Here is a 14,511-nt window from a genome sequence, read left to right as displayed (position 1 = left end):
GTTTGAGAGGGTGGTTTTGTCCCAGCCTCTTTAATTTGCAGGGTATTATACGATTGTGCCGCCGCCGACAACTACGTCACCGTCATACATAACAACGGACTGGCCTTTGGTGATAGCGCGCTGAGGATCGTCGAAAACGAGCTGCAGAGTATCTGCGTCAGGCTGGGTAACAGTTGCCCATTGCTCCTGCTGATGGTAACGGATGCGTGCTTTCACACGGCGCGGTTCGGTGATAGCGTCGCAGTCGATAAGGTTGATGTTCTTGGCTGTAACGTTTTTTGTAAACAGTCCCTCGTTTGTTGTGAGGATAACAGCGTTGTTCTTGGTGTCAATCTCTTTAACGTACATAGGTTGCGGCAGTGCCAAGCCCAGGCCTTTGCGCTGGCCTACGGTGTAATGGATAATACCCTTGTGTCTGCCGAGCACGTTGCCTGCTTCGTCTACAAAGTTACCGGGATTGAATTTCCTGCCCAGGCGTGCTTCGATGAAATCAGCGTAGGTGCCGGTCTGGATAAAGCAGATATCCTGACTGTCATGCTTTTGAGCGTTGACGAAGCCATGCTTTTCGGCAATTTCGCGTACCTGTGTCTTATACAGGCCTCCGAGAGGGAACATAGCGTGTGCCAACTGCTCCTGTGTGAGCGCATAAAGCACATAGCTCTGATCCTTCAAAGGATCAACTGCCTTGCGCAGCAGATAGCGGCCTTTGGCTTCATCATAGCTGATTTGCGCATAGTGGCCGGTGACAACATAGTCACAGCCAAGCTCCTGTGCGCGCACGAAAAGTTGGTCGAATTTCAGATAACGGTTGCAGTCAATGCAGGGGTTAGGTGTTCTGCCGTTAACGTAAGCGTCAACAAAACGGTCGATAACGTCGCGTTCAAAGCGGTCGGCAAAGTTGAAAACGTAGTAAAGCATGCCAAGGCTGGTTGCTACGCTGCGGGCATCTGCTACATCATCAATGGAGCAGCAGCTGTTGGCTTTGGAAACACCGATATCCTCGTTGGCAAAAAGCTTCATGGTTACACCGGTGCATTCGTAGTCCTGCTCCAGCATCATCAATGCGGAAACGCTGGAATCAACGCCGCCGCTCATAGCGATTAGTGCTTTCTTGTTCATAATTTTTCTCCTTCTGGTTTATCTAAAGTGCGGCGTACATCGCCTCTGTCGGTTACTATGTTATAGCCTGCTATTTTTACACGTGCTTCCAGACAGCCACGGCATTGGGCTGCCTCCTCGCCGGTGCAGATTTTGTTGGCGTACAGCTCGTATTTTTTGCGTACTCCTATCGGAGAAAGGTTAGGCATCACGACGTTGCCACCGGCCTGCAGCCCCAGCTCGCGTCCTTGGGGATGGATGGTGCCGAGCGCTGTTGTCGAAGGCAGCAGCGCGTAAGGGAAGAGCAGTCGCAGGATAGACAGCAGGCGCAACGTCTGTTTCAATGTGCCGCTGGTCATATCCTTAAATGGTGTGTGTTCATGCGTAATGTAAGGACCTATGCCAATCATATCAGGCTGCAGCTTTTGCAGAAAGCGCAGGTCGCTGACAAGGTTTTGTGGCGTCTGGTAGGGGGAGCCTACCATGAAGCCGGAACCAACCTGATAACCGATTTCCTTGAGGTCAAACAGGCAGCGCTTGCGGTTTTCCAGGCTCATGCAGTCTGGATGCAGCTTGGCGTAATGCTCCGCATCCGCTGTTTCGTGGCGCAGCAGATAACGGTTGGCGCCTGCATCGAAGTATGCCTTATAGCCGGCACGGCTTTTTTCGCCAATGGACAGTGTAATGGCGCAGTCGGGATGCTGCTTGCGGATGGCGCTGACGATGGCGCAGATTTTGTCATCCGTATAATACGCATCCTCGCCACCCTGCAGCACGAAGGTGCGGAAGCCGAGCCTATAGCCTTCGGCGCAGCAGGCCAGGATTTCCTCCTGCGTCAGACGGTAGCGTTCCGCGAGGCTGTTGCCGGCGCGGATACCGCAGTAGTAGCAGTTGTTTTTGCAGTAGTTGGTGAATTCAATCAGACCACGGATATAGACCTTGTCGCCGTAATATTGACGGCGGAGTTTATCAGCTTCGCAGGCGAGCAGCTTGTTGATGTCAGGTTCAGTGCTTGTTATCAGCGTCAACAGCTCTGCGTCGCTTAGGTCATGCTCACAGGCGAGCTTATTTATTAAATTGGCAGCTGTTGACAGCATATTTTTACCTCCGTAAGCGGTTTACCGCTTCTGTAACCTTAGTTATAATTGTTTGAACTTCGTCCATAGTATTGTATTCGCACAGCGAAAAGCGCAGAGCGCTTTTCGCTGTTTCGTGGCTCAGGCCGAGGGCGAGCAGTACATGACTGGGCTCTAGCGAGCCTGCGGAGCAGGCAGAGCCGGACGAGCAGCAGATACCTTCGTTAGAAAGCAGCGAAAGCAGTGTTTCGCCGTTTACTCCCTGAAAGCTGTAGTTGACAGTACCGGGCAGGCAATGCTCACGGCTGCCGTTAAAACCGGCGCCGTCAATTTTATCTAAACCGTTGCGCAGAGCATCGCGCAGACCTGTGATATAAGCAGTATTTTGCTGCATATGCTCCTGTGCATCTTTAAGCGCTGTGGCAAGTCCGATGATGCTGGGAAGATTTTCGGTACCGGCACGCTTGCCGCGCTCCTGACCGCCGCCGCGGATAAGGCTTGTGAGCTGGATATTGCTCTTGGCAAATAAAAGGCCGATGCCCTTCGGCCCATGGAATTTGTGTGCGGAAAGCGAAAGCATATCGATGTTATCGCGCTGTACGTTAATAGTAAGATGTCCTGCGGCCTGCACGGCGTCGGTATGGAAAAGCACGCCGCGCTTGCGGCAGAGAGCACCGATTTCGCGTATAGGCTGGATGGCACCTGTTTCGTTGTTGGCGTACATGACGGAAATAAGACAGGTGGTATCTGTAATAGCTTCTGCTACCTGCGTAGCGGTGACGATGCCGTCAGCCTGCGGACGCAGCAGTGTTACGGTAAAGCCTTGTGCTTCCAACGCTTCAAGCGTGTGCAAAATAGCATGATGCTCCATGGCAGTGGAAACGATATGGCATTTGCCCTGCTTTTTGCCGAGGGCCGCAGCGCTGATAAGCGCCTGGTTATCTGCTTCGCTGCCGCCGGAGGTAAAGAAAACTTCCTTCGGCGCACAGTTCAGTACCTGTGCCACCTGCTGCCGTGCGCTAAACAAAGCTGCTGCACTGCGCTGACCTAAAAGGTGCACGCTGGAAGCATTGGCATATATTTCCTGAAGATAGGGCAGCATTGCTCTAACGGCAACGTCGCTCATTTTTGTTGTAGCTGCATTATCTGCATAGATAAATTGCTTTTCCATAATAGTAAAATATTCTCCTTCAATAGCGGAAATCCTGCTTTTACTTTTATATTATACGCTTACCGGCGTGAGATTTACAGAGTCAGCGTCTTTTTGCGGCGTATTTTGAGTAAAATTCAATTCCTACTGTCTTAATATGTTTCATATGGTACATTACAGACGTTTTTTTGTCAAGCAAAGAAAATTGTAATTCTTTTTGTTGACAGTAAGAAAAAAAACAGTATAATAATACCTATAAATAAACTATGATTACTAGAGATTACAAAACAGAGAAAATGAGGGATTATACTAATGAAAAGCTTGCATTTTGATACACGATGTTGCCTCTGGTTACCTGTTAATATAAGAAAGAAAAACTATACAACGATAATATACTGATTAGATGAAGATAAAGGAGCGATTTATTATGGCAATTTATACTAGCATTACTGATTTGATTGGCGGCACTCCGCTGCTGGAGCTGAAAAACTACGAAGCTGAAAACAAGCTGGAAGCAAAAATTCTGGGCAAGCTGGAATACTTCAATCCCGCCGGCAGCGTCAAAGATAGAATTGCCAAAGCAATGATTGATGATGCAGAGGCTAAGGGTGTTCTTAAGCCGGGGGCTACTATTATTGAGCCCACCAGCGGCAACACCGGTATCGGTCTGGCATCCGTAGCTGCTGCCCGCGGTTACAAAATCATTTTGACTATGCCTGAAACCATGAGCGTTGAACGCCGCAATCTGCTGAAGGCTTATGGCGCACAGCTTGTGCTGACTGACGGTGCTAAGGGTATGAAAGGTGCGATTGCCAAAGCTCAGGAGCTGGCAGAAAGCACTCCGAACAGCTTTATCCCCAGCCAGTTCACCAATCCTGCTAACCCTGCAACTCACAGAGCATCTACCGGTCCGGAAATCTGGCAGGATACCGAAGGCAAGGTTGATATCTTTGTTGCCGGCGTAGGTACCGGCGGTACTCTTTCCGGTGTAGGCGGATATCTGAAATCCCAAAATCCCAATGTGAAGGTTGTTGCTGTAGAGCCTGCAGGTTCTCCGGTACTTTCCAAAGGTGTTGCCGGTCCGCATAAAATTCAGGGTATCGGCGCAGGCTTTGTACCTGACACTTTAGATACCAAGGTATATGATGAAATCATCGCTGTTGAAAACGAGGATGCCTTCAAAACCGGTCGTGCTATTGCCCATAAGGAGGGCGTGCTCATAGGCATTTCCTCCGGTGCTGCTGTATATGCGGCAACTGTGCTGGCAAAACGTCCGGAAAACAAGGGCAAGGTTATCGTAGCGCTGCTGCCTGATACCGGCGAGCGTTATCTCTCCACTCCGTTATTTGCTGAATAAGCAGATAAAATACATATCACATCCCATTTCCTAACCAAAAGAAAGCAGTCCGCGCGGACTGCTTTCTTTAATTTAGAGCGCAAAAAACCGCCGGCTTTATGTAACCGGCGGTTAAGCATTAAATTGAATAATTATCAATGCTGCGAGCTTTATAATTGTCGAGAATATCCTGCAGAGTGATATTGTCCAGATAGTCTGCAATAACCTTGTTCAGTCCCTGCCACAGCGGCAAGGTAATGCATTCGTTGCGGCGCTCGCAGCCTACAGGGTTAAAGTCCAGACACGCTACCGGTGTAAGGTTGCCTTCTGTAAGGCGCAGAATGCTGCCGACAGTATACTCACGCGGTGCATTAACCAAACGATAACCGCCCTGAAAGCCGCGGTTAGCCTGCAGAAAGTTGGATTTATTCAGAATAGGCACAATCTGCTCCAAGTATTTTTTGGAAATGTTTTGTCTTGCCGCAATGTCCTTGAGGGCAACAAAGCCGTCCTGCTGATGCTCTGCCAAATCCAGCATCATGCGCAAGGCATAGCGTCCTTTTGTTGATATTTTCATTGATTCTCCACCTTTGAGTTAAACTCGGTAATTATCTATAAACCTACTTAAATTATATGCTATTATGGATAATAAGTCAAATCTAAGAGGAAGAGCCGGTGAAATAATAAGCAACAGACGGAAGTATTTATGGATAGCGAGATTTTTATAAAGGTAATGCACAGCTTTTATCCACCAATCCACAAAAGTTATGCACATTGTGGATAACTTTTGTGAAAAACTGGGGATAAGTGGGAAATTATCGGGATAAATCCACCGGGAGAAGTGAATAACCTAATTTTAAAAAATCATTTTTACATAGTATTTGCAAGTTATCTCGAATAGTGCTATAATCACTAGCTAATACTTGAATAGGAGGAAATACTCTTGGAACATAAAAATATTTATCAACTTGTTCTCGCAGGCGTATTGTGCGCTATAGGTTTGGTTGTACCTATGGTTATGCCGAAGGTGATTATCGGACCGATGTCCTTTACTTTGGGTGCGCATGCGGCAATTTTTTTGGCAATGTTTATTTCGCCTAAGGTGGCAGCTGCTGTCTGCCTTGGTACAACGATGGGCTTTTTTGTAACCACACCCCTGATTATCGCTGCGCGTGCAGCAACCCATATCATTTTCGCTCTGGTCGGTGCATTAATTATTAGGCGCTATCCGAATATTATGGAGAGCTTCGTGGCCGGTATCGGTCTGAATCTGGGACTTGCCGTATTGCATGCTTTGGGAGAAGTGCTTGTGGTAGCCCCCTTCTTCTTCAGCGGTTATATGTTTACGCAAGAGCAGCTGTCCAATGGTTTTGTTATGAGTGTTATCGTGCTGGTGGGTGCGGGTACTGTGTTGCATTCGGTTATGGATTGCAGTATTTCCGTGCTGCTGTGGAAATTTGTCAGAGCAGCAGTACCTTCTATTAAACTGATTCGTGGCTAAGATGAGATTTTAAAATTTAAAACTAAAAGCGTGCAGGCTTACTGCTGACTGATGTCAGCTTGTGCAAGCCTGCACGCTTATTTTTTATAATGCTTTAGCTGTTATTTTCTTGCTTTGGCAACTTCAGCAAAGGCAATTTCCGCAGCATCAATAGTCTTTTGCAAATCCTCGGGATTGTGAGCAACGGAAACGAAGTTTGTTTCGAACTGGGAAGGAGGCAGATAGATACCCTGCTCCAGCATGGAATGGAAGTAGATTTTGAAGGCTTCCAGATCGCTGGCTGCAGCACTGTCAAAATCAGTTACCGGTTTATTGTTGAAGAAGACGGTGAACATGCTGCCGAGGCGATGAATCTGTACAGGTACACCGGCCTTAGCTGCTGCCTTTTCCAAGCCGCCGGTCAGAATAGCGCAAAGGCTTTCTGCGCGGTTGCAGACATCGTTCTGCTCCATATAGGTGAGTGCTGCAATACCTGCAGCCATAGCCAGCGGGTTACCGCTTAAGGTACCTGCCTGATACATCGGGCCAGCAGGAGAAACCATTTGCATGATTTCGCGCTTGCCGCCGTAAGCAGCAACAGGCAGACCGCCGCCGATTACCTTGCCGAGGCAGGTGATATCGGGATCGATGTCATAGAGGGACTGGCTGCCGCCCTGAGCGCTGCGGAAGCCGCTCATAACCTCATCGCAGATGAGGAGAGCGCCATATTTTTTAGTGATGGCACGTACACCTTCCAGGAAGCCTTCGTGCGGAAGAACCAGGCCCATGTTGCCCGGAGTAGGCTCCATGATAACGCAGGCGATTTCTTCGCCGCGTTCGGCAAAAACCTTTTCCAGAGCAGGCAGGTCGTTGAACGGTACGGTAATAGTGGTTGCTGCTACTGCCTTGGGTACGCCCGGGCTGTCGGGTACGCCGAAGGTAGCTCCGCCGCTGCCTGCTTTAACAAGCAGGCTGTCATGGTGACCATGGTAGCAGCCGATGAATTTGATGATGCAGTCACGGCCGGTGTAGGCACGTGCTAAGCGCAGAGCGCTCATGGTTGCTTCGGTACCGCTGTTGACCATGCGGACCATATCCATGGACGGAACAAGGTAGCAGATTAATTTTGCCAGCTCGGTTTCGGCAACAGTCGGAGCGCCGTAGGAGGTGCCCTTTTCAGCCGCAGCCTTGATAGCGTCAGTTACGCAGTCGGGTACATGGCCCATGAGCAGCGGACCATAGGACATAACGTAGTCGATGTATTCGTTGCCGTCGATGTCATAGATTTTGCTGCCCTTGCCGCCGGAGATGAACGGCGGTACACCGCCGACACTGCGGAAGGAGCGTACGGGGCTGTTAACGCCGCCGGGGATATATTGGCGTGCTTCCTCAAAAGCAGCCTGAGATTTTGTATGTTCCATTGTAATATCTCCTTATTTGCCTTGCAGCCATTTTGCTACATCAAGCGCATGGTAGGTAATAATCATTTTGGCACCGGCACGCTTGAAGCCAAGCATGGTTTCCATAACGATACGTTTTTCGTCAATCCAGCCTTTTTCAGCTGCAGCTTTAACCATAGCGTATTCGCCGCTGACATTATAAACACACAGCGGACGGTTGAAGGTTTCGTGTACACGTTGCACAATGTCGAGGAAGGCCAGAGCCGGTTTAACCATGACGATGTCTGCGCCTTCTTCAATATCCAGAGAAACCTCGCGCAGAGCCTCGTCGCTGTTGGCGGGGTCCATCTGGTAGCCTTTGCGGTCGCCTGCGGACGGAGCAGAGTCTGCTGCGGCGCGGAAGGGACCGTAATATGCGGAAGCAAATTTTGCGGAATAAGCCATGATAGGAATATGGTTGAAGCCTGCTGCATCCAGTGCTTCGCGGATAGCCTTAACATAACCGTCCATCATGTTGGAAGGAGCAATCATGTCAGCACCGGCCTGAGCATGGGAAACAGCAACCTTAGCCAGCAGCGGCAGAGTTTCATCGTTGTTTACGGTGCAGCCGTTTTGCAGTACGCCGCAATGACCATGCTCGGTGTATTCGCACAGGCAGACGTCGGTAATGATAACCAGCTCGGGGTATTTTTCTTTAATCAGCTTGCAGGCCTGCTGTACAGGTTCGTTCATATCCCAGCCGCTGCTGCCGACAGCATCCTTGTAGGACGGTACGCCGAAGAGCAGGACAGCGGGAATACCCAGCTCAACAACCTCGTCAACACATTCCATAACGCGGTCGATGGACCAGTGGTAGTTGCCGGGCAGAGATTCGATTTCATGTTTAACGTTTTCGCCGGGAACGACGAAAAGCGGATAGATTAAGTCTTTTACGGAAACCTCAGTTTCACGGATCATTGCACGCAGATTTTCAGTAGCGCGTGTGCGGCGCGGACGGTATACAGGAAAACCGGTAATACTCATCTTGATACACTTCCTTATTTATTATAAAAATTTGTGATAGCGGTCATGAGGCCGTCGATTGTATATTCAGCGGCATTGATAGCCGGAGTATAGCCATGCTTTTTCAGGGTATCTGCGGTTACGGGGCCGATAGCAGCCAGAGCAGCCTTGTTCAGCAGTTCCTTCTTATCGCCGAGAACCTCCAGCAGGTTGGTTACGGTGCTGCTGCTGGTGAAGGTTACGATGCTTGCTTCGCCGCTTTCGAGAGCTTCGATAAGCTCATCCTTGTTTTCGCAGTCGGCAACGGTTTCGTAAGCAGTTACGACGTCAACGATGGCGCCGATTTTGCGCAGAGATTCGGGCAATACTTCGCGTGCAACCTTAGCACGTGCCAGCAGGATTTTGTCACCGGCGGTGATTTCGCCGGCAAGAGCTTCAGCCAGCTCTTCTGCTTTATAAGCGGAAGGAATGAGGTCGGCGGTGAGGCCGTGTTCTGCCAGAGCCTTGGCAGTGGCGCTGCCGATAGCGGCAAGCGTAACATTAGCCAGGGCGCGTGCGTCCTTCTTAGCAGCGCCCAGACGCTCGAAGAAGTAATCTACGCCGTTAGCGCTGGTGAAGACAAGCCATTTGTAGTCATTGATATTGGCAATAGCGTTGTCCAGCGGAGCGTAATCTGCTGCCGGAACGATTTTGATTGCCGGAGCTTCGATAACCTTGGCACCCTGTGCTTCCAGCTTTTTGGTGAGAGCGCTGGCCTGTGCACGTGCGCGGGTAACGATAACGGTTTTGCCGAAGAGGGGTTTGTTATCAAACCATTGCAGCTGCTCACGCAGGCGTACAACCTCACCGACGAGGAAGATAGCAGGCGGCTTCATGCCGGTTGCCTTAACGTCAGCGGCAGCTTTGCCGAGGGTGGTAATCAGAGTGCGCTGCTCGGGATGAGTGCCCCAACGGATAACAGCTGCCGGGCAGTCGGCGCTGCGGCCGTTAGCGATGAGCTCACGGCTGATTTTTTCGATGTTTTCTACACCCATGAGGAAAACGAGAGTGTCAACAGAGGTTGCCAGACCCTTCCAATGGATGGTGGATTCTCCTTTAGTAGGATCCTCGTGACCGGTAATAACGGCAAAGGAGGTTGCTACATGACGATGGGTAACAGGGATACCGGCATATTCGGCAACAGCAATAGCACTGGTTACGCCGGGAACGAACTCAAACGGCAGGCCTGCTTCACGCAGTTCGATGGCTTCTTCGCCACCGCGGCCGAATACAAAGGGGTCGCCGCCCTTCAAACGTGCTACAACCTTACCTTCGGCAGCCAGTTTTACCAGCAGCTTGTTGATATCGGGCTGGCGCATGGTGTGGTTGGCGCTGGCTTTGCCAACGTAAACCATTTCTGCGTCCTTGCGGGCGAAGGCCAGAATACGCGGATCTGCCAGACGGTCATAAACAACAGCGTCTGCAGTCTGCAGGCATTCCTTAGCCTTGAGTCCCAGAAGGCCCGGGTCGCCGGGGCCTGCACCGATTAAATATACTTTACCTTGTTTTGTCATGATGTCACTCTCCTTAAAGAATAGAGGCCAGAATTTCCTGACCGCCGGCAGCCAGCATTTTTTTGCCAAGCTGTTGACCGAGGCTGACAGCGTCATCAGCCTTGCCGTTTATTGTATCACGCAGAATAGTGCTGCCGTCCAAGGCAGCAATGATTGCTTCAATGCGAATGTTTTCACCTTCAACGTCGGCATGTACGCCGATAGGAACCTGACAGCCGCCTTCCAGTAAGCCCAAGAAGGCACGCTCGGCATCGGTAGCCTGTTTGGTGTTCAGGTCGTTTAAGAAGCTCAGCATATCGCGTACTTCTTTATCCGCGGTACGCGCTTCGATTGCCAATGCGCCCTGGCCTACAGCCGGCAGGCAGACATCAGCAGGAATCAGGCTGGAGATACGGTCGCCGTGACCCAGACGCTCTAAGCCTGCAGCGGCCAGAATAATAGCATCGTACAGTCCTTCATCCAGCTTACGCAGGCGGGTATCAACGTTGCCGCGCAGGTCGCGGATTTCCAAATCCGGACGCTTAGCTAACAGCTGTGCCTTGCGGCGCAGGCTGCTGGTGCCGACTACGGAACCGAGCGGCAGCTCTTCGAAGGTAGCATATTTGTTGCTGACAAAAGCATCACCTACGTTGGCACGCTCGGTAATTGCTGTCAGACACAGGCCTTCCGGTAGAACGGTAGGCATATCCTTAAGGCTATGCACGGCCAAGTCAACAGTACCGTCTAAAAGATCCTCTTCAATTTCCTTGGTAAATAAACCCTTGCCGCCGATTTGCGCCAAGGGTACGTCTAAAATACGGTCGCCTTTGGTGACAATTTTTTTCAGTACAACCTCACATTCAGGATACTCCTTACGCAGTAAGGCTGCAATATGATTACTTTGCCAAAGCGCTAAAAGACTTTGTCTAGTCCCAATCGTCAATTTTGCTTTCATCACCAAACTCCTCTCCGGTTTCGTTTAATAAAAATAAATCACACATCATCTTTTTATAGCGTTCTTCCTCTGCGGTGCCTGCTACAGCATTCATAGCCTTCATAGGCTCGCGCAGGAATTTATGCTCCAGACGTTGGGTCATCAGGTCAATAATGCGCTTTTCATGGTCGGTAAGCTCCGGCATTTTAATAAAGGCCTTCTTCAAAACCTTCTGGCGCAGGAAATTCATTTTATCATGCAGCTGTACCATAACAGGGCGCATTGTGTAATAACGCAGACGCTCCTTGAGGGCACCAATCTCTTCGCTGATAATCTGTTCGGCAACGTGAGCTTCCTTTTCGCGGAAGTTTTTATTGGTATCAACAACGCCTTCCAAATCGTCAATGTTATAAATGGTTACGCCGTCAACATCGGCCAGTCTGGGGTCGACGTCACGCGGAACGGCAATATCAATCAGAATCAGCGGTCTGCCGTTGCGCTTGGGCAGTAGCGGTCCCAAATTTTCTGCGGTGAGCACGTAATGCGGCGCACCTGTAGAGGTTATAATAATATCTGCATCAGCGGCATGCTCGAACATGGCACGGTAGGGAATAGCTGTGCCGTGAAATTTGTCTGCCAAATCCTGTGCTCTCTCGTAGTGACGGTTGCTGACACAGATGGTTTGCGCACCCTTGTCCAACAGATGCTGTGCAGTGAGCTCGCTCATATGACCGGCACCAACCACCAAAATCTGTGCTTTGCTCAAGTCACCTAAAATTTTGATGGCCAGTTCAACAGCAGCGCTGGAAACAGATACGCTGCTGTAAGCAATTTTTGTTTCGGTACGCACACGTTTGCCGACGGCAATTGCCTTATTCATGATGGTATTGAGAATCGTATCTGTCATACCATTAATACGGGCAATATGATAAGCATTTTTAATCTGGCTGAGAATCTGGCCTTCACCGACAATCAGTGAATCAAGACTGGATGCTACGCGGAACAGATGCTTGACGCAATTTGTTCCGTTCAGATTGTAAAAATATTCGCTTTGGTAATGTTCGCCTGCCAAATGCTTGAGCAATGATTTGATAAAAGGAATTGCTTCATGCGGATTTTCGATAACCATGTACAGCTCAGTGCGGTTGCAGGTGGAAAGCAGCATGGCTTCGGGAATATTATCGTAATTGCGCAGGCGGCGCAGAATACTTGCCACCCTGTCATTGGAAAAATTAAAACGTTCACGGATCTCAACGGGGGCGGTTCTGTGATTGAGTCCTAAAACTGTTAACTGCATCTAATACCTTCTCCTTTGCTTGAGCAGCCTTACCTGCTATAACTAAATTTAGTAAATCCTGTTTCAAAACACTGCGCCAGAATTGCGTCCGCTCCTGCGGCGTACTTTCGATGTTTTTGACAGCTTCCCTCTGCAGCAGCAGAAAGCTGTTGAAGTCAGCCAGCTCGGGTGTCAGAATGTGTTCCAACTGTTTTTTCAGCAGACGCGTAAAAGCAGGCATGCCGCCTGTTGCCAACGCAATAGTAATATCACCTTCACTGATGGCTGAGGGGACAGTGAAATTACTCAGCTCAGGTTCGGTAATATTATTGACGAGGCAGGGCGCAGCCTCTGAAATCTGCCTGTTTACAGCCTTATTATCTGTGGCGGCAATAACCACAAATGCATTCTGCAGATATTCCGGTTTGTAGTAATCCTTGATGAGCGTGCAGCCCTGTGCTGAGGCAAGCTTTTGCACCTCGTCACAGAAAAGTGGGGCAACAACCGTTACGTTAGCTTCGGCATTCAGCAAAGTTGCCAGCTTACGGGCAGCAACAGCACCGCCGCCGATGATTACGCAGTTTTTGCCTGTTACACGCAGCATTGCAGGATAATGAAAATTAGTTTTATTAAGCATATAATTAACCACCTATAGGAACATGATAATGAGTGTCATTAAATAGGCTTCTTAATTTATATATAATATCATATTTAGAGCTTTTTTTAAAGGCGCGGGAATGTGAAATAATGGACAAAAAACGGAAAGTGTTCAGTAAGTGGAGAAAAAGAAGAAAAATACAGTTGTTTTTTGGCACAGAAAAAACAAGTAGACGATTGCTTGCGGGGGGAGGAACGATGATATAATTAAATAATGGGAGTTTATATTAAGGAAAGGCGTGAATTTAATGGCAAACAGTTTACAGCATAATTGGGAATCTGTATTCTTCGATACTTATAATAAGATTATAGAAGATAATATACATAGCAATGAAGCTATTAGTTTATTAAAAATTTGTGTTCCTCAAGCGTTTGACTTAATTTTTAGCAAAGTGATAATGCAAGAAGATAAAATTAAGGCTGTTGCTAGTATGGTAAATAGTTGTAATTATTATATGAGCAAGGAATTTAATCTCTTGCAATCTAAAACTACTGATTTAGATATAAGAGAAAACTTAAAAGCAGCTGGTATGATAAAATCAGAAATGATGGATATTTGCAGATTTTTACAATTTTTGGCTAAAAATATAGATGAAAGATTTGGTTACATAAAATATAGTAAAATGTATATAGAGCATTGCGATACTCTTATTGGAGAATTTTTGCTGGAAATAGGTAAGAAATTCCCTCAAAAAATTGAATATCCTGATTATAGTATAGTTGTTGAAAAAGACACTGAAAGTTGGGAAAAATATTTTACACTGCATATAATAGTGTATTGGATGGAAATAAAAATAGGAAGCTTGCATTGGATGCTTTAAAAAAAGCTGCGATTAAATCATTTGACTTAATTAGAAAAAATAGTGATATAGATGAACTTAAAGCTGTTGGTGATATAGTCGATATATGCTATTATTATGCGGAAAAAGAATTTTATATATTGAAAGAGGCGAAACTTCAAAAAACTAAGGAAAAGGTTGAAATTAAATCAGAAATGTTAAATATTTGTGAGTTTATGAAGACGTTGGGAGATAATTTAGATCCTCAATATTTCAATATGCATATAGAAAAATGTAATAAATTCTATAATGAAAAAAGAGCGGAGAAAGAAAAATTATTCCCTGATTTATTTAAAAAACCACTAGCGGTTTTACTCGCAATGTCTTTAATAGTTGGTTGTATATGTGGAATACTTATGCTATTCAAACCTAGTGATGATTCTTGGATAGAAAAGGAAATCGAGAATAATGCTGACGATAAAAAAATAATGGAAATGACAGAGAATTATTTTTATCAGAGCGAATATAATAAGTCAAATAAAAGAGAGCAGTGGCAAGAATTTGGAATTTTACTTTCTAATTTTGTCAAGTAAATGGGATTCAGCTTTTTCTTTTTGTCAAGAGTTGGGAAAATCTCTTTTTTTATTGTCAAGGATTTAGGAAACCTCCTTTTTTCAGTGTCAAGAGTTGGGAAAATCTCTCTTTTTGACTGTCAAGTACTATGGGTACAGTATAAAGGCTAAATCTGGATATAAATATATAGCTCAAACTTCGCAGGTGCTGAGCACCCG

14 protein-coding genes are annotated in these 14,511 nt (G+C 47.6%); 4 read left to right on the top strand and 10 right to left on the bottom strand.

Going from position 1 to position 14,511, the window contains the following annotated elements:
- Positions 1-45: 45 nt before the first annotated feature.
- From mnmA to HMPREF9443_RS06730, 3 genes are read right to left on the bottom strand one after another with little or no spacing between them, the layout of a single operon-like run.
- On the bottom strand, positions 46-1,119 hold the full coding sequence (mnmA, locus tag HMPREF9443_RS06740) for a tRNA 2-thiouridine(34) synthase MnmA (protein ID WP_009145811.1): 1,074 nt from the start codon (positions 1,117-1,119) through the stop codon (positions 46-48).
- On the bottom strand, positions 1,116-2,195 hold the full coding sequence (gene hydE / locus HMPREF9443_RS06735) for a [FeFe] hydrogenase H-cluster radical SAM maturase HydE (protein WP_050787117.1): 1,080 nt from the start codon (positions 2,193-2,195) through the stop codon (positions 1,116-1,118). Before hydE ends, mnmA begins: the two co-directional genes overlap by 4 nt.
- Before the next feature lie 4 nt (positions 2,196-2,199).
- Positions 2,200-3,345 (bottom strand): cysteine desulfurase family protein, encoded by a 1,146-nt coding sequence (locus tag HMPREF9443_RS06730; protein WP_009145808.1) that lies wholly within the window; start codon positions 3,343-3,345, stop codon positions 2,200-2,202.
- Between the two features lie 406 nt (positions 3,346-3,751).
- Between HMPREF9443_RS06730 and cysK the strand changes: the two genes are divergently transcribed.
- A complete protein-coding gene (gene cysK, locus HMPREF9443_RS06725; RefSeq protein ID WP_040565217.1) occupies positions 3,752-4,681 on the top strand; it encodes a cysteine synthase A in 930 nt (309 codons plus the stop codon).
- A 118-nt stretch (positions 4,682-4,799) separates the two neighbouring features.
- Here cysK and HMPREF9443_RS06720 read toward each other — a convergent pair whose 3' ends face one another.
- Positions 4,800-5,237 (bottom strand): RrF2 family transcriptional regulator, encoded by a 438-nt coding sequence (locus HMPREF9443_RS06720; protein WP_009145806.1) that lies wholly within the window; start codon positions 5,235-5,237, stop codon positions 4,800-4,802.
- A 366-nt stretch (positions 5,238-5,603) separates the two neighbouring features.
- On the opposite strand from HMPREF9443_RS06720, the gene HMPREF9443_RS06715 reads away from it, so the two are divergent.
- A complete protein-coding gene (locus tag HMPREF9443_RS06715; protein WP_040565216.1) occupies positions 5,604-6,161 on the top strand; it encodes a hypothetical protein in 558 nt (185 codons plus the stop codon).
- A 101-nt stretch (positions 6,162-6,262) separates the two neighbouring features.
- Here the strand turns inward: HMPREF9443_RS06715 and hemL are convergent, their stop codons facing one another.
- From hemL to HMPREF9443_RS06685, 6 genes are read right to left on the bottom strand one after another with little or no spacing between them, the layout of a single operon-like run.
- Positions 6,263-7,561, bottom strand: a complete 1,299-nt coding sequence (hemL, locus tag HMPREF9443_RS06710) for a glutamate-1-semialdehyde 2,1-aminomutase (RefSeq protein ID WP_009145804.1) — start codon at positions 7,559-7,561, stop codon at positions 6,263-6,265.
- Between the two features lie 12 nt (positions 7,562-7,573).
- Positions 7,574-8,563 carry a porphobilinogen synthase gene (gene hemB, locus HMPREF9443_RS06705; RefSeq protein WP_040565215.1) on the bottom strand — a complete coding sequence of 330 codons (990 nt, stop codon included), beginning with the start codon at positions 8,561-8,563 and terminating at the stop codon, positions 7,574-7,576.
- 14 nt (positions 8,564-8,577) lie between these two features.
- Positions 8,578-10,095 carry a uroporphyrinogen-III C-methyltransferase gene (cobA, locus tag HMPREF9443_RS06700; protein ID WP_009145802.1) on the bottom strand — a complete coding sequence of 506 codons (1,518 nt, stop codon included), beginning with the start codon at positions 10,093-10,095 and terminating at the stop codon, positions 8,578-8,580.
- A 13-nt stretch (positions 10,096-10,108) separates the two neighbouring features.
- A complete protein-coding gene (gene hemC / locus HMPREF9443_RS06695) occupies positions 10,109-11,029 on the bottom strand; it encodes a hydroxymethylbilane synthase (RefSeq protein WP_009145801.1) in 921 nt (306 codons plus the stop codon).
- Positions 11,001-12,305: a glutamyl-tRNA reductase gene (hemA, locus tag HMPREF9443_RS06690; protein WP_040565214.1), complete on the bottom strand. Its 1,305-nt coding sequence runs from the start codon at positions 12,303-12,305 to the stop codon at positions 11,001-11,003. The genes hemC and hemA overlap by 29 nt, the downstream gene beginning before the upstream one ends.
- Entirely contained in the window at positions 12,259-12,921 is a 663-nt protein-coding gene (locus HMPREF9443_RS06685; RefSeq protein ID WP_009145799.1) for a precorrin-2 dehydrogenase/sirohydrochlorin ferrochelatase family protein, read from the bottom strand. The genes hemA and HMPREF9443_RS06685 overlap by 47 nt, the downstream gene beginning before the upstream one ends.
- 268 nt (positions 12,922-13,189) lie before the next feature.
- Between HMPREF9443_RS06685 and HMPREF9443_RS06680 the strand changes: the two genes are divergently transcribed.
- Positions 13,190-13,762 (top strand): hypothetical protein, encoded by a 573-nt coding sequence (locus HMPREF9443_RS06680; protein WP_009145798.1) that lies wholly within the window; start codon positions 13,190-13,192, stop codon positions 13,760-13,762.
- Positions 13,720-14,313 (top strand): hypothetical protein, encoded by a 594-nt coding sequence (locus HMPREF9443_RS06675; RefSeq protein WP_187363708.1) that lies wholly within the window; start codon positions 13,720-13,722, stop codon positions 14,311-14,313. Before HMPREF9443_RS06680 ends, HMPREF9443_RS06675 begins: the two co-directional genes overlap by 43 nt.
- The last annotated feature ends 198 nt before the right edge of the window (positions 14,314-14,511 follow it).

It is taken from the genome of Phascolarctobacterium succinatutens YIT 12067 (assembly GCF_000188175.1).
In the GTDB taxonomy this organism is placed as follows: domain Bacteria; phylum Bacillota; class Negativicutes; order Acidaminococcales; family Acidaminococcaceae; genus Phascolarctobacterium_A; species Phascolarctobacterium_A succinatutens.
The sequence above is the reverse complement of the archived record's forward strand: the minus strand, read 5'-3'. Positions and strand labels throughout refer to the sequence as shown.